This is a genomic window from Brucella tritici, assembly GCF_008932285.1.
GTDB classification, from domain to species: Bacteria; Pseudomonadota; Alphaproteobacteria; order Rhizobiales; family Rhizobiaceae; genus Brucella; species Brucella tritici.
Map to the genome: position 1 here is coordinate 503,077 of NZ_WBVY01000003.1, position 18,030 is coordinate 521,106.

Below are 18,030 nucleotides of genomic sequence, written 5' to 3' on the forward strand. Positions count from 1 at the left end.
GGGTTCTGGCTAGGTAGGGTGCCCCAGTCTGTTTGAGATTCTGGTTATGACGAGCCGAAAATGGTGATGTTTGGGACCCAGAGCGGAGTGTACTTTTGGGTACATGAGCACCGGAAGCGCAAAACAGCGCCATTTGCAAGCCGTCAGAACCGGAATATCTACAGACTACACAAAACGGTTCGCTTCTGCGCCGTAGTAAGTGATGTAGCGGCTGGAAATCCGCTCGATGGGCAGAATGATGAAAACATCGGTCGTGCCGAATGCCTCGTCGATTACTGCACCGTCACCGATCATTGCGCCAAGACGCAGATAGCCTTTCACCAAAGGCGGCATCGAGAACAATGCAACCTTGTTGTTGATGGCTTCCTTCGGCATCAGGTCCATGGCCTGATAACGATTGGGCAAGGCGCGCACGTCCCAGTCGTCCGTGGCACGGCAGTTATGATGCAGGAACGACAGGCCGAGCGCATGCGCTGCAGGCACAGCGCCGTGGAATGAAGCGCAACCGAACATCACATCGATGGAATGGCGGCGGCAATAGGCCCAGGCACCTTGCCACAGAAGCTCCACAGTGCGCTTGGAGCGGTATTCCGCCTTCACGCAGGAGCGTCCCAGTTCAAGCAGACGGAGGTTCGGGCGCGAAAGAGCCAGACGCTGCACATCATATTCGTCGGCAGAATAGAAGCCGAGCGCCTTTTCCGCCTGATCGCTGCGCATCAGACGATAGGTGCCGACAATCTGCTGGTGCTCCGGCACGGGCAGGGCGGTATCGTAAACGAGCAAATGATCGCAAATGGCGTCGAAGCGGTCGGCGTCACGAAGCTCGACTGCTTCGATGCTCTCCCGGCGCGCGCCCATTTCGTCGAAGAAGACGCGGAAACGCAATTCCTGCGCGGCCTCGATAGCCTCGCGTGAGTTTGCAAGCCGTACTTCCAGCGATCCGATGCGTCCCAGAATGATGGGATCGCCGTTGGACGCGAACAGCGCCTGTTGTGCTTCTAAGCCTGACATGACCGTATCATCAATGATTTGCTGGTCCATTCCAAGCAGTACTGTCATGATGATGGCTCCTGATTTGTCTATTCACGTATTCCTGAACGGCTTTCCCACTGATATTTCAGCGAGAGCTAACCAATTCCAATCCGCGTTCAGTCGATTGCATGGACAAGGTGTCCAATTCGACCGAAGCAGTACAGATTCAGTGCTACGCGACGATGACAGAAGCATGTCACCAATGTGTCAATTCGGATGACTGGACCTTATCCTCTTCAAAAAGCTTTTAATTTTAAGAGATCAAATTATGCGAAAGGCAGAAACTGTTCAACCCGTTGGGTTAGCGGGCAGCCCGTTCGCGCCGCCAACCAAGGAATTCCTCCAGAATTATGAGGCCCGCGCCGATGGTAATGAAAGTGTCGGCGAGGTTGAAAACCGCAAATGACCAGGTCGGCAGGTGGAACAGAATATAATCCACCACATAGCCGTGCATCACGCGGTCGATAAGATTGCCGATGGCACCGCCGACGACAAGTGCAAAACCGTAGCGGGCGAAGATGCGGTCCGGCGCGTTGGTCCACCACAGATAAAGCACGAACAAAATAACTGCGGCGGTAATTGCGACCAGTCCCCAATCATGCAGCCAGGCCAGCATGGAAAAGGCGATGCCCTCATTATGCGTGCGAAACAAGGCAAGGAACGGCAGCAGGTCGATCTGCTGGCCGTAGCCCATCCGCGTTTCCACCAGATGCTTGACACCCTGATCGATCAACACCGTGAGAACTACGACGAAAAGTGAGGACCAAACCGCGTGCCACTTCATCCGGAAGCCCTTTCATCGAGCGTGAGTGCGTCGCGACGAATTTCGTAGAGCATGACCCCGGTGGCAATCGCAAGATTGAGGGAATCTGCACGACCGGCCTGTGGAATGCGTGCGAGCTTGTCGCAAGTATCGGCAAGGCTGTCCGGCAGGCCCTGCTGTTCGTTGCCCATCATCAGCACGACCGGCTTGTTGGCATAGGGAATGGTGCGATAGTCGACGGCACCTTTCAGATGGGTGCCGACAACAAGGCCGGAAAAGCCTTTGCGCCAGTTGAGGAAGTCGGCTTCCGTTATTTTGTAGAGCGGCATAGAAAAGACAGAACCCATCGTGGCGCGCACGGTTTCCAGCGAATAGGGGTCGGTGGTGTCGCCGATCAGAATAACGCCCTTGGCGCCGACCGCATCGGCGGTTCGGATGACAGTGCCCAGATTGCCGGGGTCGCGCACGCGGTCCAGCGCAATATAGACGTCATTGTTCTTCGGCTTGAGGCTTGCAAGCGGGCGATATTGCTGCTCGAAAACACCGACAACCATTTGCGGATTGTCGCGACGGGTGATGGCAGCCATGATCTTTTCGGTCACTTCCAGCACAAGTCCGCCCTTGGCGAAGGTACGGGCGGCAACCTGCTCAACCATTTTGTTGCCCTTGCCGGATTTGGCGAAGACAAGCGTCTTGATGCGCCAGTCCTGTTCCAGCGCGTCGATGACAAGCTTCAGTCCTTCGGCCAGAAACACGCCCTGCTGGTCGCGGAATTTTTTCAGCGCCAGCGAGCGGAGATCTTTCACGATTGGGTTGGTGAGGCTGGTGACTTCCTTCACCTGCCCCACTTTGGAATATTCGGCACGAGAGCCGCCTTTGGAAAAATCGTCGTCACGGCTCATTTTGCTACCCAGCGGCTGAACATGGATGTGGAAAGCGCGCGCCCGCCCGTTTGATCGTTGGAACGTTCGCGCAGAATAAGTTCGCCCGATTCGACCGTGCCGCCAAGACCGGTGAAACGGTCGCGCATCAGTTCGTGAATAGCGAAGAAAGAGGCGCGGATCGAATAGGCAGTCAGGATGACGGCCAGCGGCTTTGGCGTCAGGATGGACCGACATGTATCGACCATTGCGGGCAGATGCTCGAACAACTGCCAGACTTCACCGCTCGGGCCACGCCCATAGGCAGGCGGATCGAGCAGGATAATGTCATAGAAGCTGCCGCGGCGCTCCTCGCGCTGCACGAATTTCATAGCGTCTTCGCAGATCCAGCGGATCGGCTTATCGGAAAGCCCGGCCATTTCCTGATTTTCACGCGCCCAGAGAATAGCTTTCTTGGATGCGTCCACATGGGTCACTTCCGCGCCTGCCCGTGCCGCCACCAATGAGGCGAGGCCCGTATAGCCGAACAGATTGAGCACCTTCACGCTGCGTCCGGACTTTACACCTTCCCGGACAAGCCCATCCATATAAGACCAATGTGCGGCCTGCTCGGGAAACACGCCGACATGGCGAAATGACGTGAACCGGCCATGAAAGGAAATGCCATCATGCTGCATCGGCCAGGTTTCGCCGAGCGGCTCTTTTGGAAACGCCCAGCGCCCCATGCCTTCCTCGTCGGTGTTGCCGGTGAAGACGGCATCGGCCTGATCCCACTCTTTCTGCGGCAGGCTTGGCAACCAGATTGCCTGACCTTCCGGGCGGACAATCCGATAGGGGCCATATTGCTCGAGCTTCAACCCGTTGCCGCTATCGAGAAGCGCATAATCGGGCGAGGGCTCCGTTTCGAGAATGAGCGGCAGTCTTTCTCCCGGGCGTGCACCGGCATAAGGCTTGATTTCGCGAAGCGGAGCGGCAGGCTTGTCGTCTACGGGCTTGGGTGCGGTCTTGGCGAATTGGGGGCGCGGTTTTTTGAAAGACGAGCCCTTATTGTCAGACTTGCCATCAAATTTGCTTTCTGAACGCGGCGCATCATGTCTTGCGCGCTCGAAACCACGGTCCTGTTTGCCGCCCGACGGCTTTTTGCCTTTTCCCTTTGGCGCTTTCACCCGAAACTCCAATCATCATGATTGGGGTCTAGGTAGGATAAACAGGGCCGGTGCGAAAGGGGAAAACGACGTTCAAACGCTCTGCGGCCATGAAAACCCGGAAGTTTTGCCTCCGGGTTTGAGAATAGCGGGCGTTTCAGGAGTTCACGACCGATATATTGCGCTTTTCGGCGGCGGTGCTGCGTTCAAGCAGACGTGCAGCTTCCTGTTTGTACATACGCTCCTTGCGGCGATGCTTGCCCTGCGTGAGCCACGTCACCAGAGAACCGATGACAACACCGAGAAGAAGTGCACCAAACAGCCACAAGAAAAGTGGCGCATTATAGGACAGGGCGGGATTGCCCGGATTGAACGGATCGATCGTGAACTGCACCGATGCGCGATTGGCAACCGATAATGCAATCAGAACCACTGCAAGCGGCACGAGAACGATGATGGCAATGATGCGTTTTGCCGCCATGATGTCTATCAGACTGCGCCGTTCAGACGGTCGCGCAGTTCCTTGCCGGTCTTGAAGAAGGGAACCCACTTTTCTTCCACGTCCACCGTTTCGCCGGTGCGAGGGTTGCGGCCGCTGCGGGCAGGGCGGTTCTTCACCGAAAAGGCGCCGAAGCCGCGCAGCTCAACGCGATTGCCATCTGCAAGGGCGTTTGTGATCTCGTCGAATACCGCGCCCACGATGTTTTCGACATCGCGCTGAAAGAGATGCGGATTACGGCTGGCGATAATCTGAACGAGTTCCGATTTGATCACGGCTTTAAACCCCTGTTCTTCTGTTTGTTTGATCCGGTATCTACCGGATATTGTGTAAGTTTGCCCGGCTGGCGTCAATTCGTTTCAGGCGTACCGTCAACGTGCCAAACCGAGAGAAGTCCGTCAAGAAAGATGCGTTCCTTGGCAATCTCCTTCAATATGCCATCGGCTTCCTGCGGCACGCCGAGAAGGCGCGCACCGGCATGAATGATAAGATCGCGCAACGAGAAGCCCGTTTCACTGCTGACTGGCTTCCATTCCAGACGCGGCAAATCCTTGGAAACCCCCTTGCTCGCAAGCCAGGCCACGGCTTCCTCTTCGCCGCCCAATGCGTCGATCAATTTTTTATCCAGCGCCTGCCGCCCGGTAAAAACGGCACCATTGGCAAGCGCAAGCGCCTGTTCATGCGTAAACGAACGGCGCTTTTCGACAATGTCCACGAACCATGCGTAGGAATCCATAATCATGTTGCGGATCATGCCCTTGGCTTCTTCGCTGGCCGGGCTGAAATAATTGGGTTCTGCCTTGAGTGGCGACGATTTGATGGTTTCGACCTTCACGCCGATCGTATCGAGAAGCTTCGAGACATCAGGATATTGGAACAGAACTCCGATTGAACCAACGATGGATGTCTGCCGCGCGACGATATGGTCGGATGCGCTGGCAATCATGTAACCGGCGGAGGCGGCAAGTGTTCCTACCTGCGTGACGACCGGCTTTTTCGCGGCAATCTTGCGCACGGCTTCAAAAATCGCTTCGCCACCCACCGTCGTTCCACCGGGCGAATCGAGAACCAGAATCACACCCTTGACGGCATCGTCCTTGGCTATCTTGTCGAGGCGCTTCAGCAATTCCTCGTTCTCGAAGATGGTGCCTTCAATGCGAACCTTGGCGATATGCGGCTGGTTGAAATTGGTGCCGCGCATGGACCATGAAGCAAATACGGCGATCAAGGCTGCTATCAGAAGCAGGAAGGCTCCACGCCAGATCGTCAGTTTTCTGCGTAATTTCCGGCGTTCGATAATTGCTTCGGCGTCCTGAACCATTCCCGTCCATCCGTTCGTTCAAATAGCGTGGCTTGCAACCGACAAGTCACCTTTTGCCTTGAATGAAAGCATGCGGCAAGTCTCTTCGAAAAATCGTTCTGGATAGAGATAGTGCCTGAAATACATATTGTAATGACGTCAAGCGCGATTCTTGCGCTTGGCGCAAGCTCAGCTTTCCTGACAGCATTACGCATAGCTGTAATTTGGCACGATTTTGTGGTATCAAAGAGTTGATTAGCATTCTACCTAATTCGGTAGAGTGAAAATTGGGCTGAATTATCAAAGGCATAAGCTGTTCCTGCTGCCTGTTTGGGAGGCGGGTGCGGTGTTTTGTGCGGTATAAAGCTATTGAGCAACCGGCTATTTCACCCCAAATAAACCTTATTGAAATGAAAGAGCGCGACATAGGCGCGCCGATTATTGAATTTTACGGAAGCCGTTGAGGAATAGAACGCAACATGACTGCCGACACCACACATAGCCACGCGCCGCAGGACGCGACTGCTCCGGTTCGCGGCACAGGTGGCGTGCGTTTTGGTGCGTCGGAGAAAGCCGAGACGCTTTTTCATGCTGCACAGCGCCATTCGGTTCGTGTTCGCGTTTTGAAGACCGCGCTGCCTGTGGCTGCTATCATCGTAGCTGCCGTCTTCTCATGGTACACATTTCTTGCGACGCCAAACACGCCCATAAAGGTGGAAGTGAACAATGGCGGCGAAAGCGGCAAGCTTGTCATGACAAGCCCGCATTTGAACGGGTACACCAAGGACAATCGCCCCTATTCGATGACCGCTTCCAAGGCGACGCAGGATGCAAAGAACAGCGGCGCGATTTCGCTTGAAGGCATCTCCGCCGAGTTGCCGGTTGGTGAAAAGGGCACGGCCAAGGTCGAGGCAACGTCCGGCGTTTACGATAATGCCAATGGACGTTTGCAACTTGATAAGGACTTTACTGTTACGACAGACGAGGGTTTACGTGCGGTGCTGCGTTCTGCGGACGTAAATCTCAAGAGCGGGCAGATCACGACCGACAAGCCTGTCGATATCCGCAGCGGCAGCACGCATATTCTGGCCGACAGCATGCAGGTCAAGGACAACGGCAAGGTTCTGATTTTCGAGAACAAGGTTCGAATGACTGTTGACGGCAGCGTTGTTTCGCCCAACAAGGCTCCCTGAAAAGGGTGCCTGATTTGAGATAGGGGAAGCGTTCGGACCGATTTATATCTGTGCGGGCGCTTGAGTGCATTTTTCAGATCGAAATGTGCTCGAAAACAAATTGTTAGAGCGTGATTCTGATGCAGTCAGGATGCTACAGGCTCTAAACTGTTTTTTTGATCGCATTTTGCGACGCCGAATGTTCCCATTTGGCCGCAAAGTGCTTAATGTTGCGTCTGACCGCATGTCGGCCCAAGGATGGTCGAGTGCTTCGGGGAGCTGAAGATATATGGAACGCGAGACGGGCAAGATGAACAAGGGTACGATGGCCCGCACTTTGCGGATGGAATTTGCAGTTCTGGCGCTCGGCCTGGCGCTCGGCATTGTCGCAGCTCCGACGGCCTCTTTGGCACAGGAAGGCGCAGCCGTGAACGGTTTGAAGCTTTCCAACAGCAAGGCGCCTGTCAAGATCGACGCTGACAAGCTGGAAATGCGCGACAAGGAAGGCATAGCCATCTTCACTGGTAATGTTGCCGTTTCGCAGGGCGATGCCTTGCTGAAAGCGGGCCAGATGACCGTTTATTACAATAAAGCCAAGAAAGACGGCGAGGCACAAGCTCCGGAACCGGCAAGTGCTGGCGTTGGCGGCATCGATTCGTCGAGCATCGATCACATCGACATCTCCGGAAAAGTTTACCTCAAGTCTGGTACGCAGGTCGCAACCGGCGATACCGGTCGTTATGATGCGAAAAACCAGGTGATGGTTCTTCAGGGGCAGAAAGTGGTCCTGACCGATGGCGACAATGTCGTGACCGGTTGCAAGCTGACGGCGCATCTCGATACAGGTCGCGCCAATGTCGAAAGCTGCAAGGGCCAGACCAAGGGTCGCGTATCGATCATCATGGCCCCGAAAGATCAACAGCAGGGCGGTGCTGCGCCCAAGCAGAACTGACCGGAGCAGGCGTGGGATTGTTCTGGAACAAGAAGGCCGACGGGCCGCAAGACGCATCGCAAAATGTCAACGCACCATCCGATGTCGCGGGCGCGATGCCCGGCCAGCCGGGTAAGTCGGCGCGTCTCAAGGGGACGCTGGTGGCACGCGGTCTCTGCAAGAGCTATCGCGGCCGGCAGGTTGTCAATGGCGTGTCGTTCGGTGTGCGTGCGGGCGAGGCCGTCGGTATTCTAGGGCCGAATGGCGCAGGCAAGACCACTTGTTTCTATATGGTGACGGGTCTCGTCCCGGCTGATGCCGGTTCCATCGAGATCGACGGGTTCGATGTCACGTCGATGCCGATGTATCGTCGTTCCCGCCTGGGCATCGGTTATCTGCCGCAGGAAGCCTCTATTTTCCGTGGCCTTTCGGTGGAAAACAACATCAAGGCCGTGCTGGAAGTGGTGGAGAAAGATCGCTCCAAGCGCGCTTCCGAGCTGGATGCATTGTTGGAAGAATTTCACATTGCTCATCTGCGCAAGGCGCCTGCCATTTCTCTTTCAGGCGGCGAGCGCCGTCGTCTCGAAATTGCGCGTGCGCTGGCATCGCGCCCAAACTTCATGCTGCTCGATGAGCCATTTGCCGGCGTTGATCCGATCGCCGTTTCGGATATCCAGCAGCTCGTTCGCCATCTGACAAGTCGCGGAATCGGCGTTTTGATTACCGACCATAATGTGCGTGAAACGCTTGGTCTTATCGACCGCGCCTACATCATTCACGCCGGTCAGGTGCTGACACACGGTCGTCCTGCCGAAATCGTCGCCAATCCAGACGTGCGCAGGCTCTATCTCGGCGACCAGTTTACGCTCTGATCTTCAGGGTATTTCCGGATCGTTTCACGTTCCTCTTGAAATGCCCTCATTCTGGCCGGTCGTCGGCTTGAGCCTGTTATGTTCTGTCCAACGTTGCAGAAAGTGCGGCTGAACCGCGACTATTTCCCCTTTTGTCCCAAAACTGCACATTCTGAATTGACAAGCAAGGTTCATACCAGTTTTCATTCAAGTGCGCTTTCAGCCTAAAGTGGCTGCGAGCGGACGGCTTATTCCCTCTGTTTGGGCTCAGGTCCCATGTCGATGGAGCGCCGTGTGAAAGCAAGTTTGCTGTCAAGGGTAGCGTGCATGTTGACCATGTGCTTCGCAGTTATTGACAGGGTTCAACTGGGGGAGAATTACGCGTCGCATGGCTCTGTCGCCCAAGCTCGATTTCCGTCAATCTCAATCGCTGGTGATGACACCGCAATTGATGCAGTCGATCAAACTGCTGCAGATGACGCATATGGAGCTGGAGCAATTTCTCGACGTTGAAATTGAAAAAAATCCGCTGCTGGATCGAATTGAGGCAGCGAATGATGATTTTGCGGGCTCCGAGACCGTACGGGACGATATCGAAAACGATAGAGAGGATGCGGCGGCGGACGGCTTGTCGGATGGCGACTGGTTCAAAACAGACGCTTCGGATGATGCCGAAAATCTCTCATCCACCTTCGACAGCTCGCTTGAGAATATCTTTCCGGATGATCCGGGTCGCTTCGATGAAATCAGTCCCGATCTTGCCGCACAATGGAAATCCTCTGTCGGCGATGGATATGTTTCAGGCAGCGGTTATGACATTGATCAGGTTACAGCCAGCCGGATGTCGCTGGGCGAGCACGTGGCGGAACAGATCGCGCTGACGTTTTCCAGAGCGGCGGACCGGTTCATTGCGACAGCGCTTGCCGACGCGCTGGACGAGAGCGGTTATCTGCGTATCGATATGATTGGGCTTGCCCAGAATCTGGGTGTGGAAACGATCGAGATCGAACGCATCCTTGGATTGGTGCAAAGCTTTGATCCGCCTGGCCTTTTTGCCCGTGATCTGCGGGAGTGCCTGGCGATACAGTTGCGCCTCAAGGATCGGTTCGATCCGGCGATGGAGGCGTTGATAGACAATCTCGATCTCCTGGCGCGGCGCGACTTCGCGACGCTCAAGAAGCTGTGTGGTGTCGATCAGGCCGATATTCTCGATATGCTGACCGAAATCCGCATGCTTGATCCAAAGCCCGGTTCACTATTCGAGATTTCCGTGGCGGATGCCATTGTGCCGGATGCGCTGGTGACGCCGTCGCGTGACGGTGGCTGGGCTATCGAGCTGAATGCGGCGGCGATGCCGCGTCTTATCGTCAACAACGAATATTATGCCGAGGTGAGTACGGCCGTGAAGCCTGAGGAAAAGGCTTTTCTCTCGGATTGCATGCAGACCGCGAACTGGCTCGTACGCAGCCTCGACCAGCGTGCGCGTACGATCCTCAAGGTCACGCAGGAGATAGTTCGGCAGCAGGACGGATTTTTGCGCCAAGGGGTGACCCACTTGAAACCGCTCAATCTGCGTATTGTCGCCGATGCGGTCGGTATGCATGAATCGACCATCAGTCGCGTGACCGCGAACAAATTTATGGCCACGCCGCGCGGCGTGTTTGAACTGCGTTATTTCTTTACGGCTTCCATTGCCTCGTCGGAGGGCGGCGATGCTCATTCGTCGGAGAGCGTACGTCATCGCATCCGCCAGATGATCGATGCTGAAAAGCCTGACGACGTGCTGTCCGATGATGCCATCGTGGATGCGCTGAAGAAGGACGGTGTGGATATAGCGCGAAGAACTGTCGCAAAATATCGGGAATCGATGAATATTGCCTCATCGGTTCAGCGCAGGCGTGAAAAAAAGGCAAGATTGTCGGCGTCCTGATTGCGCAGAGCATTTTGAAGCCGGGTGGAATCACCTGACGTCGCATAGATGCGTTAAAACAAACAGATAGAGCGGAAGTGCGAACGAATGTGAACGCATTTCGCTCTAGCCAGAACGGTTCCACAGATTGCGCTGGAAAGGGACCGCCTTAAATCGCCGATTGTACCTCTAGGGCTTAATTCTCGTATTTGAGTATGGAGGAATGCTCTAAAATTTTGGATCTACAGCGCTGCTCTTTCAGAAAAATTCGATCTCGATTTGCGGAAAGAACGGCATTGCAAGATGACCAACTGGCAGGAGGACCAATTGACAAGCGCCAATTCACCCAATAGAAGCCCCGCTCGCGCTGTGGCACCTATCTGGATCCCCTTATTTCAGGGGCTTCCTGATAAGTCATCAGCGTGAATTGGCGAGATGTCAGCAGAAGCGCATGTGTTTCTGTGACCGAGAATACGCCAAAGCAGAATTGAAGCATGTCTCCTCGAAGTAGAACCGGTTTTGGGATGAAGACATGGGTTGGACGTTTCCGGCGAATGCGTTTTGCGGGCAAGGTCTGATAATATCGCTGTAATTTCTGGAAGAAATTGCGGTTGTTCATATGTTTGAAGGAAGGGCAATGTGACATTCCGGGAAAACCGGCTGGAAAAATCCGGGCAACGGACCAGCTACCGGGGCGTTACATAAAAGAGCGATGTGCGGCAACCATCCCGTAAAGGGGCTATTGATTGGAGCAGTCACGACTTCGAAGGCTTTTCGGAAGGTGTTTCAACACCTCGCCGGAAAGTGTGCTTGAAAAGCGTGCATGCACAATGAATTTAGTTGGAAAACGCACAGGACGAAAAGCATCTTTGATGCTGGTTCGCTTTGCGCTTCGCTCGCCTTGTGATTAGACTGAGTCCTGTGGTGTAACGCAAATGAGGTGTGCCAAATGACTCTGCGTGTATCTGGAAAGCATATGGACGTCGGTGAAGCTTTCACAACCCGGATCATTGATCGGGTGAACGAAGCTGTCGGCAAATATTTCGATCATGGCTTTTCCGGACAGGTTACGGTCACCAAGTCCGGTTCGCGTTACAGTGCGGATTGCACCTTGCACCTCGATAGTGGTGCAACTCTGCAAAGCACTGGCGACGCACAGGATCCGCAACTGGCTTTTGAAGCGGCGGCGGACAAGATCGAAACCCGCCTTCGCCGCTACAAGCGTCGTCTGAAGTCGCGCCCGGCTATGCAGCCAGAAGCGATCTATGATGACGTCGCATATCGTGTTATGGCACCGCTGTCGGAGGAAGAGGAGGATCTTCCGGCGGATTACGCGCCGACAATTGTTGCGGAATCGTCCGTTGCCCTGCGCACCATGTCGGTGGCATCGGCGGTCGTGGAGCTGGACCTGATTGAAAACCCGGTTCTGGTGTTCCGCAATGCCGGCAATGATGAAGTTAACATCGTCTACCGTCGCGCGGACGGCAATATCGGCTGGGTCGACCCATCGATGGTCACCCGCCAGGCCGCGCCTCGCGCCTGACGGCAAACCTGAAGCGCACGCAGCGGATCGCGATTAGGCGGCCGCGTGCGCTTCCCCAAACCGGGCCGCAAAGGCCTGATTGAAGAAGGAACGGAGAGAATGGATCTTAGTGATCTGATTCAGCCTGGGGCGATTATCCCGGCGCTGAAAGCCAGCTCCAAAAAACAGCTTTTGCAGATTTTGTCTGAGAAGGCTGCGGAACTGACCGGTCTCCCTGAGCGTGAAGTTTTCGAAACAATTCTCCAGCGTGAGCGCCTCGGTTCCACCGGGGTGGGGAATGGCGTTGCCATTCCGCACGGCAAGCTGGCGAATATCAACAAAATAGCCGGAATCTTCGCTCGTCTGGAAACCCCGGTCGATTTCGAGGCGCTGGACGATCAACCCGTCGATCTTGTTTTTCTGCTTCTCGCGCCGGAAAATGCCGGTGCGGATCATCTGAAGGCACTTTCGCGCATCGCCCGTATGCTGCGCGACGCCGATACTGTTGCCAAATTGCGCGGCACACATGACGCGCAGGCGCTTTATTCATTCCTGACCGCTCAGCCAGCTTCCAACGCTGCCTGAGTTCAAATAGTTTCTCGTAAACAAAACCGCCGTTCGGTTCGAACGGCGGTTTTGTTTTTTGCGAATAGTTTCCATGAAGTACCTGCAAAATATTGCAAGCAAAGTTGGCCACAAAATCACTACCACTGTTTTTCGATTTCGAGGTCTTGCAGAAATCTCTACATTGCCCACGCGACGATGGATAATTTAGAGGTACTCAATGAAATTGAAAGCTGCGCTGTTGTTACTCCCGCTGACATTTGCTTTTGCTGGAGGTGCAGCACTGGCCAATCCTCTGATATCGCCCATCAGTTCATCGGGGCAATCAGAGCAATGTCAGAAACTGGCAGAAACGATTTGCAAGGAGTGGAAACATTACAAGCAGAAATACGAATACTGCCTGAAAACGACTTACGGCAATTGCATGCACCAGATTCCTCCGCATTAATATCATGCGGAAATGCGATACCGGTGATGGCCGGTATCGCATCAAACCTTAGTGCAGCATCACCGTGCGCAGTTCGTGGTCTTGTGCACCCTGTAGCGCGGTGGCGCGAACGTCGGAGAGCACAATTGGCTCACCGCTGGCGCCAAAGAGCGCCCAGAGTTCCAGGCCCGGCTCGATCGGTGGGAGGGCAGGGAAGCTGCGGGCAAGGTCATCTGAACGGATCTTGCGCACATAGGCAACTTCACCTTCGCCGAGATGGGCGAATTCGTTTTCGGTGAATATATGTCTGTCCATGGTCTTAGCCTCCATTTCGTCGGCATGTCATTTGCGACCATGCCGCATCAGAGCTTCACATTTTCAATATAGCGGTATTGTGCTGAACAAAAACTGAACAAGTTCAGTCTTTCACCGCTATGTTGATTCGTTTAACCAGCCGTTCGGGTTCAGGGCGGTCGAGATCGATGGCCAAAAGACCGTTTTTCAGGTCACAACCGAGAACCCGCATGCCGTCTGCCAGAACGAAAACACGCTGGAACTGTCGGGCAGCTATGCCTCGATGCAGAAACTCGCGTTCAGTATCGTCGGTCTGGCGTCCGCGGATGACGAGCTGATTGTCTTCCGTCATGACTTCGAGGTCTTCGCTGGCAAAGCCGGCTACCGCCAAGGTAATGCGCAGGCGTTCGGAACCCGTCTCGCCGCGCAGGCGTTCAATATTGTAGGGCGGATAACCGTCGCCGGATTTTGCGATCCGTTCCAGCGTCTTTTCCATCGTGTCGAATCCGAGCAGCAGAGGGCTCGAAAACGGAGTCATTCTTGTCATTGCATCAGTCCTTGATGAGAAGCGACCGTTATGAAGAGAACCCTTACGGCGTATCTCTTCGCTAACTGATATGGCTTGTGAAAAGCCTGACTTCAAGGGCCAATCCGGATTCCTTCGCTTCAACGTAAAGCGAAGCAGAGGTTCAGGATACTCGGCAATATTGGAGTGTTGCTATCGGCGCGCTTCTGAAAGCGCTGCACCGAAAGCGGTTGCGAAACTTTCGCGATCATCCGGGGAGAGGAAGTTTCCGATCACGACACTCGCTTCACGGCTTTCGACGCACATGCCGGTAATTCCGATATCCGGCTTTCGTGCAACCTTGAACCGTGTCCAGAATGGATTGAAACGATGTGCAGTCATTTTGCCGGACGCCGCATATTTGTGAATATGCAGGGCAGAGCGGGACACGGAGATTTCCTCGCGTGCGCGAGCAGCCCGATAATTCCAGCGAAAAGCCAGATAGATCAGCAGAACATCGAGGCCGAAAAATCCGAAGATCGGCCAGGCACCGATGGACCAGAAAAGAAGGCTCACGAACATCCAGCAGCCGATCAACGCACTCATCAAGATAGTAAAACCCGTGCGCCCCAGCGAACGATAGGGGGTCAGCAGGGCTTCGAAAATGGGTTTGTCGAACCGGTCAGGTTCCGCGCCGTCTGGATGATGCATAGTTTTCAGGTCATCTGGCTGCTGTCGGCGGCCCTTAAGGGCCTGCGTCAAGCTGCTGATTGTTTTGTCGATAGGGAAACCATTATAGAGGCGGAATGGAAAAGGCCAAAATCAAATCGCCTGTGAACGCTGCTCCCGCCGCCCGCTCTCAACGTCGGGTGCGTGGTACGCTTTATACGGCGGATGAAATTCATGAGATATTTCGCCGTTTCTCGATCCAGAGGCCGGAGCCGAAGGGTGAGCTTGAGCATGTGAATGCATTTACGCTTCTTGTTGCTGTGGTTCTGTCGGCACAGGCCACCGATGCCGGGGTCAACAAGGCGACGCGCGGGCTCTTCGCACTTGCTGATACGCCCCAGAAAATGCTGGCGCTCGGCGAAGAGAAAGTCGGCGACCACATTCGCACCATCGGGCTTTGGCGGAACAAGGCAAAGAATGTCATTCTTCTGTCCGAAGCCTTGATCCGCGATCACGGTGGGGAAGTGCCGGGGGACCGGGATGAACTGGTGAAGCTGCCGGGGGTTGGCCGCAAGACGGCCAATGTGGTGCTGAACATGGCCTTCGGCCAGCCGACTATGGCGGTGGATACACATATTCTGCGCATAGGCAATCGGATCGGCCTTGCGCCCGGCAAAACGCCAGAGGCTGTGGAAGCCATCCTCGTCCGGGTTATTCCGGTGGAATACATGCTTCACGCGCATCACTGGCTGATCCTGCATGGGCGTTATGTGTGCAAGGCGCGCAAGCCGGAATGCGAGAAATGCGTGATTGCCGACATCTGCAAATATCCGGCGAAAACCTGCGACATTCCTGCGCCGCTTATCCCCTTGCCGCCGCAGGCGTGAGCCGGGCCTCGCGCTGTGAGACTGCCTTGTGCAAATGGACCATCATCGTTGCCGCAAAAAGCGGGGTCAGAAGATTGACGATGGGGATCGCCATGAAGCCCGCAATCAGCAATCCAGCCAGAAAGACCGTCACGCCATAATGTGATCTCAGCGCTTTCGCCTCGGCCTCAGATCGGTAGCGCATGGCAGCAAACTCGAAGAATTCCCGCCCGAGCAGATAGGCATTGATGACGAAGAAGGCGATCAGATTGACGCCCGGTATGAACAGCATAAGCAAGGCGACGATATTGCCGAGGATGACGATGCCGAGAAATTTCAGCGAAACGACAACGGAGCGGGCAATCGGCAAGGACATGCCTGAAGGGTCGCCCGGATAGTCCTCGCGCTCGACCACTTCAGCCACGTCATCGAGAAACAGGCCAACCACAAGTGCGGTGACAGGTGCAATCATCAATGCGAGCACAAGTGCCAGACCAAGACCTGCGACAATAGCGGCGACGATACCAAACCAGCCCGCCCATTCCGGCATGCCGGGCAGTATCTGCTCCATCCACGGCCAGGCAAAAGTAAAAAAGATTTGACGGACTGCGGCCCAAAGACCGATCAGCAGCAACAGCGTCAAACCGAGGGTCTTCCAGAAAACTGCACGCAATTCCGGCGTGGTCAGGCGCTTCAGAGCTTTCAGGGCAGCTTCTAAGATCATTTTCGACCCAATTCCAACTGTGGACGAAGATGGAAATAGGTATGCCTCCACCCTCGCGCAAGCCGCACTACCCACAATGCGGGAGGCTTGCAGGGTAGCCAAAGGGGTTTCAAACCGCTAAACCGGCACCCACATGACTGCCGCATATCCGGCCAACGCATGTCGCGGAAAAGTGCATAGCGACTTTTCTGATGACGATCTGCTTTTGCCGGATAGGAGACTAATCAAAAGGGGAGCTTCTCGCGCTCATGGCCACATTCGACGTTCTTTGCATCGGCAACGCCATTGTCGATATTCTTTCGCGCACCGATGACGCTTTTCTGGAAACGAATGGCATCGTCAAAGGCGCGATGAACCTGATCGATGCAGAGCGTGCGGAATTGCTCTATAGCCGGATTGCAGGTCCGGCGACGGAAATGTCGGGTGGCAGTGCCGGAAATACCGCAGCAGGTGTGGCAAGCCTTGGCGGACGCTCAGCCTATTTCGGCAAGGTGGCGACCGACCATCTGGGACGCGTTTTCGCCCACGATATCCGCGCACAGGGCGTTGCATTCGACACTCGCCCGCTGGAAAAGGGATCGCCAACCGCCCGCTCCATGATTTTCGTAACGCCGGACGGCGAGCGCTCGATGAATACCTATCTCGGCGCCTGCGTGGAACTCGGACCTGAAGATGTCGAGACCTCCAAGGTGTCCGATGCGAAGGTGACCTATTTCGAAGGCTATCTGTGGGATCCGCCGCGTGCGAAGGAAGCCATCGTCATGGCATCGAAGATCGCGCACGAGAAGAAGCGCCAGATGGCGATGACGCTTTCCGACCCGTTCTGTGTCGACCGGTATCGCGAAGAGTTTCTGGAACTCATGCGCTCGCGCACTGTCGATATCGTTTTCGCCAATGAGGATGAGGCGAAGTCACTCTATAAGACGAAGTCGCTTGAAACGGCGATTGCCTCCATGCGCATGGACTGCGCGCTTTCGATCATCACCCGTTCGGAAAAAGGTGCGGTCGTCGTCACACCTGACCAGACCTTGACCGTCCCAGCCATTGAAATCGACGCGCTGGTCGATACGACCGGCGCAGGCGATCTCTACGCAGCCGGTTTCCTTTACGGTTATACGAACGAGCGTTCACTGGAAGATTGCGCCCGTCTTGGTTCATTGGCGGCGGGGCTTATTATCCAGCAGATGGGGCCGCGTCCGCAGCTCAGCCTGCAGGCTGCCGCAGGCCAGGCTGGCCTTGTTTAAGATTTATTCCGGCCTGATGATCCGGTCGCGCTGAAGTTCTTCTTCCGTGCGTCCGGGACGGCTTTTATAGACGGGCAATGTCCAGCCGAAATAAAGCGCGCCGCCTCGAATGACAAACGCGGTTAAAGCCGCTGCAATTGCACATATAGCTGGCTCGATCCGCAGCCAGGCAAGCAAAACATACAGGCACGCACCGGCAAGCGAAGCCGTGACATAGATTTCACGGCGCATCAGTACAGAAGGCTCGCCTGCCACCATATCACGCAATATGCCGCCCAGAGTGGCTGTGGAAATGCCGGTCACAATGGCGACGGATGGTCCGAAACCGAGCGCCAGCCCCTTGGCTGCACCCAACACTGTATAGGCGGCCATACCAATGGCATCGAGCCAGAGCAGGGCGCGGTAGCGCGATTCGACCATATGGGCAGTGAAATAAACAAAGATGGCGGCCAATGTGCCCGCCAGCAGATAAGTTGGCTCGACAACCCAGAAAACGGGCGCACCGAGGACGAGATCGCGGAACGTTCCGCCGCCAATACCAGTGATATTGGCAAGGAACAGAAAACCAATAATGTCGAGCTGGCGGCGCGAAGCTGCAAGAGCGCCGGTCGCAGCGAAAACGAAAACGCCTGCGAAATTCAGAAACTCAGGAATCGTCACGCTGCAGTCTCCTCCATATATCCAGTGACAACTTTTCACCGGTTCGCGCCAATAGCAATACGCACAATAGAG

General features: G+C 55.2%; 21 protein-coding genes. 9 read left to right on the forward strand and 12 right to left on the reverse strand.

Going from position 1 to position 18,030, the window contains the following annotated elements:
* Positions 1-165: 165 nt before the first annotated feature.
* From F9K94_RS12245 to sppA, 7 genes are all read right to left on the reverse strand, one after another.
* Positions 166-1,059 carry a GNAT family N-acetyltransferase gene (locus F9K94_RS12245; RefSeq protein WP_167522172.1) on the reverse strand — a complete coding sequence of 298 codons (894 nt, stop codon included), beginning with the start codon at positions 1,057-1,059 and terminating at the stop codon, positions 166-168.
* 274 nt (positions 1,060-1,333) lie between these two features.
* A complete protein-coding gene (gene lspA / locus F9K94_RS12250; RefSeq protein WP_151645908.1) occupies positions 1,334-1,816 on the reverse strand; it encodes a signal peptidase II in 483 nt (160 codons plus the stop codon).
* Positions 1,813-2,697 carry a TrmH family RNA methyltransferase gene (locus F9K94_RS12255; protein ID WP_151645911.1) on the reverse strand — a complete coding sequence of 295 codons (885 nt, stop codon included), beginning with the start codon at positions 2,695-2,697 and terminating at the stop codon, positions 1,813-1,815. Before F9K94_RS12255 ends, lspA begins: the two co-directional genes overlap by 4 nt.
* Positions 2,694-3,842 (reverse strand): class I SAM-dependent rRNA methyltransferase, encoded by a 1,149-nt coding sequence (locus F9K94_RS12260; protein WP_151645913.1) that lies wholly within the window; start codon positions 3,840-3,842, stop codon positions 2,694-2,696. The genes F9K94_RS12255 and F9K94_RS12260 overlap by 4 nt, the downstream gene beginning before the upstream one ends.
* Positions 3,843-3,978: 136 nt before the next feature.
* Positions 3,979-4,302, reverse strand: a complete 324-nt coding sequence (locus F9K94_RS12265; protein WP_061344836.1) for a lipopolysaccharide assembly protein LapA domain-containing protein — start codon at positions 4,300-4,302, stop codon at positions 3,979-3,981.
* 8 nt (positions 4,303-4,310) lie between these two features.
* Positions 4,311-4,595 carry an integration host factor subunit beta gene (locus F9K94_RS12270; RefSeq protein WP_061344837.1) on the reverse strand — a complete coding sequence of 95 codons (285 nt, stop codon included), beginning with the start codon at positions 4,593-4,595 and terminating at the stop codon, positions 4,311-4,313.
* A 74-nt stretch (positions 4,596-4,669) separates the two neighbouring features.
* Positions 4,670-5,641: a signal peptide peptidase SppA gene (sppA, locus tag F9K94_RS12275; RefSeq protein ID WP_151645915.1), complete on the reverse strand. Its 972-nt coding sequence runs from the start codon at positions 5,639-5,641 to the stop codon at positions 4,670-4,672.
* 458 nt (positions 5,642-6,099) lie between these two features.
* Here sppA and lptC point away from each other — a divergent pair, with 458 nt between their 5' ends.
* The 7 genes from lptC (at position 6,100) to F9K94_RS12310 (ending at position 13,017) form a co-directional block, all read left to right on the forward strand.
* A complete protein-coding gene (gene lptC, locus F9K94_RS12280; RefSeq protein ID WP_151645917.1) occupies positions 6,100-6,813 on the forward strand; it encodes an LPS export ABC transporter periplasmic protein LptC in 714 nt (237 codons plus the stop codon).
* 268 nt (positions 6,814-7,081) lie between these two features.
* A complete protein-coding gene (locus F9K94_RS12285; RefSeq protein ID WP_151645919.1) occupies positions 7,082-7,744 on the forward strand; it encodes an LptA/OstA family protein in 663 nt (220 codons plus the stop codon).
* Positions 7,745-7,755: 11 nt separating this feature from the next.
* A complete protein-coding gene (gene lptB / locus F9K94_RS12290; protein WP_151645921.1) occupies positions 7,756-8,595 on the forward strand; it encodes an LPS export ABC transporter ATP-binding protein in 840 nt (279 codons plus the stop codon).
* 367 nt (positions 8,596-8,962) lie between these two features.
* On the forward strand, positions 8,963-10,504 hold the full coding sequence (gene rpoN / locus F9K94_RS12295; RefSeq protein ID WP_061344841.1) for an RNA polymerase factor sigma-54: 1,542 nt from the start codon (positions 8,963-8,965) through the stop codon (positions 10,502-10,504).
* A 928-nt stretch (positions 10,505-11,432) separates the two neighbouring features.
* Positions 11,433-12,026, forward strand: a complete 594-nt coding sequence (gene hpf, locus F9K94_RS12300; RefSeq protein WP_061344842.1) for a ribosome hibernation-promoting factor, HPF/YfiA family — start codon at positions 11,433-11,435, stop codon at positions 12,024-12,026.
* Between the two features lie 99 nt (positions 12,027-12,125).
* A complete protein-coding gene (gene ptsN, locus F9K94_RS12305; protein ID WP_006465889.1) occupies positions 12,126-12,590 on the forward strand; it encodes a PTS IIA-like nitrogen regulatory protein PtsN in 465 nt (154 codons plus the stop codon).
* Positions 12,591-12,789: 199 nt separating this feature from the next.
* The gene (locus tag F9K94_RS12310; protein ID WP_151645923.1) at positions 12,790-13,017 is read left to right on the forward strand and encodes a hypothetical protein; all 228 of its coding nucleotides are present in this window, start codon (positions 12,790-12,792) and stop codon (positions 13,015-13,017) included.
* A 48-nt stretch (positions 13,018-13,065) separates the two neighbouring features.
* Here the strand turns inward: F9K94_RS12310 and F9K94_RS12315 are convergent, their stop codons facing one another.
* The 3 genes from F9K94_RS12315 to F9K94_RS12325 form a co-directional block, all read right to left on the reverse strand.
* A complete protein-coding gene (locus F9K94_RS12315) occupies positions 13,066-13,311 on the reverse strand; it encodes a BQ00720 family protein (RefSeq protein ID WP_061344843.1) in 246 nt (81 codons plus the stop codon).
* 103 nt (positions 13,312-13,414) lie between these two features.
* The gene (locus F9K94_RS12320) at positions 13,415-13,837 is read right to left on the reverse strand and encodes an Hsp20 family protein (RefSeq protein WP_105540905.1); all 423 of its coding nucleotides are present in this window, start codon (positions 13,835-13,837) and stop codon (positions 13,415-13,417) included.
* A 171-nt stretch (positions 13,838-14,008) separates the two neighbouring features.
* Positions 14,009-14,506 carry a DUF2244 domain-containing protein gene (locus F9K94_RS12325; RefSeq protein ID WP_151645925.1) on the reverse strand — a complete coding sequence of 166 codons (498 nt, stop codon included), beginning with the start codon at positions 14,504-14,506 and terminating at the stop codon, positions 14,009-14,011.
* Between the two features lie 95 nt (positions 14,507-14,601).
* Here F9K94_RS12325 and nth point away from each other — a divergent pair, with 95 nt between their 5' ends.
* Positions 14,602-15,351 carry an endonuclease III gene (nth, locus tag F9K94_RS12330; RefSeq protein ID WP_151645926.1) on the forward strand — a complete coding sequence of 250 codons (750 nt, stop codon included), beginning with the start codon at positions 14,602-14,604 and terminating at the stop codon, positions 15,349-15,351.
* Here nth and F9K94_RS12335 read toward each other — a convergent pair.
* Positions 15,326-16,054 carry a sulfate transporter family protein gene (locus F9K94_RS12335; RefSeq protein WP_151645928.1) on the reverse strand — a complete coding sequence of 243 codons (729 nt, stop codon included), beginning with the start codon at positions 16,052-16,054 and terminating at the stop codon, positions 15,326-15,328. The two genes, nth and F9K94_RS12335, sit on opposite strands and share 26 nt — an antisense overlap.
* Positions 16,055-16,302: 248 nt before the next feature.
* Here F9K94_RS12335 and F9K94_RS12340 point away from each other — a divergent pair, with 248 nt between their 5' ends.
* The gene (locus tag F9K94_RS12340; RefSeq protein WP_151645930.1) at positions 16,303-17,298 is read left to right on the forward strand and encodes an adenosine kinase; all 996 of its coding nucleotides are present in this window, start codon (positions 16,303-16,305) and stop codon (positions 17,296-17,298) included.
* Positions 17,299-17,301: 3 nt separating this feature from the next.
* Here the strand turns inward: F9K94_RS12340 and F9K94_RS12345 are convergent, their stop codons facing one another.
* Positions 17,302-17,958, reverse strand: a complete 657-nt coding sequence (locus tag F9K94_RS12345; RefSeq protein ID WP_151645932.1) for a trimeric intracellular cation channel family protein — start codon at positions 17,956-17,958, stop codon at positions 17,302-17,304.
* Positions 17,959-18,030 lie beyond the last annotated feature (72 nt).

Bases quoted from the DNA above. Each gene is read 5' to 3' on its own strand.
- lptC (WP_151645917.1), top strand. From the start codon at position 6,100: ATGACTGCCGACACCACACATAGCCACGCGCCGCAGGACGCGACTGCT.
- F9K94_RS12315 (WP_061344843.1), bottom strand. From the start codon at position 13,311: ATGGACAGACATATATTCACCGAAAACGAATTCGCCCATCTCGGCGAA.
- F9K94_RS12310 (WP_151645923.1), top strand. From the start codon at position 12,790: ATGAAATTGAAAGCTGCGCTGTTGTTACTCCCGCTGACATTTGCTTTT.
- F9K94_RS12325 (WP_151645925.1), bottom strand. From the start codon at position 14,506: ATGCATCATCCAGACGGCGCGGAACCTGACCGGTTCGACAAACCCATT.
- hpf (WP_061344842.1), top strand. From the start codon at position 11,433: ATGACTCTGCGTGTATCTGGAAAGCATATGGACGTCGGTGAAGCTTTC.
- F9K94_RS12285 (WP_151645919.1), top strand. From the start codon at position 7,082: ATGGAACGCGAGACGGGCAAGATGAACAAGGGTACGATGGCCCGCACT.
- F9K94_RS12320 (WP_105540905.1), bottom strand. From the start codon at position 13,837: ATGACAAGAATGACTCCGTTTTCGAGCCCTCTGCTGCTCGGATTCGAC.
- F9K94_RS12245 (WP_167522172.1), bottom strand. From the start codon at position 1,059: ATGACAGTACTGCTTGGAATGGACCAGCAAATCATTGATGATACGGTC.
- rpoN (WP_061344841.1), top strand. From the start codon at position 8,963: ATGGCTCTGTCGCCCAAGCTCGATTTCCGTCAATCTCAATCGCTGGTG.
- sppA (WP_151645915.1), bottom strand. From the start codon at position 5,641: ATGGTTCAGGACGCCGAAGCAATTATCGAACGCCGGAAATTACGCAGA.
- nth (WP_151645926.1), top strand. From the start codon at position 14,602: ATGGAAAAGGCCAAAATCAAATCGCCTGTGAACGCTGCTCCCGCCGCC.
- F9K94_RS12265 (WP_061344836.1), bottom strand. From the start codon at position 4,302: ATGGCGGCAAAACGCATCATTGCCATCATCGTTCTCGTGCCGCTTGCA.
- ptsN (WP_006465889.1), top strand. From the start codon at position 12,126: ATGGATCTTAGTGATCTGATTCAGCCTGGGGCGATTATCCCGGCGCTG.
- F9K94_RS12335 (WP_151645928.1), bottom strand. From the start codon at position 16,054: ATGATCTTAGAAGCTGCCCTGAAAGCTCTGAAGCGCCTGACCACGCCG.
- lspA (WP_151645908.1), bottom strand. From the start codon at position 1,816: ATGAAGTGGCACGCGGTTTGGTCCTCACTTTTCGTCGTAGTTCTCACG.
- F9K94_RS12340 (WP_151645930.1), top strand. From the start codon at position 16,303: ATGGCCACATTCGACGTTCTTTGCATCGGCAACGCCATTGTCGATATT.
- F9K94_RS12255 (WP_151645911.1), bottom strand. From the start codon at position 2,697: ATGAGCCGTGACGACGATTTTTCCAAAGGCGGCTCTCGTGCCGAATAT.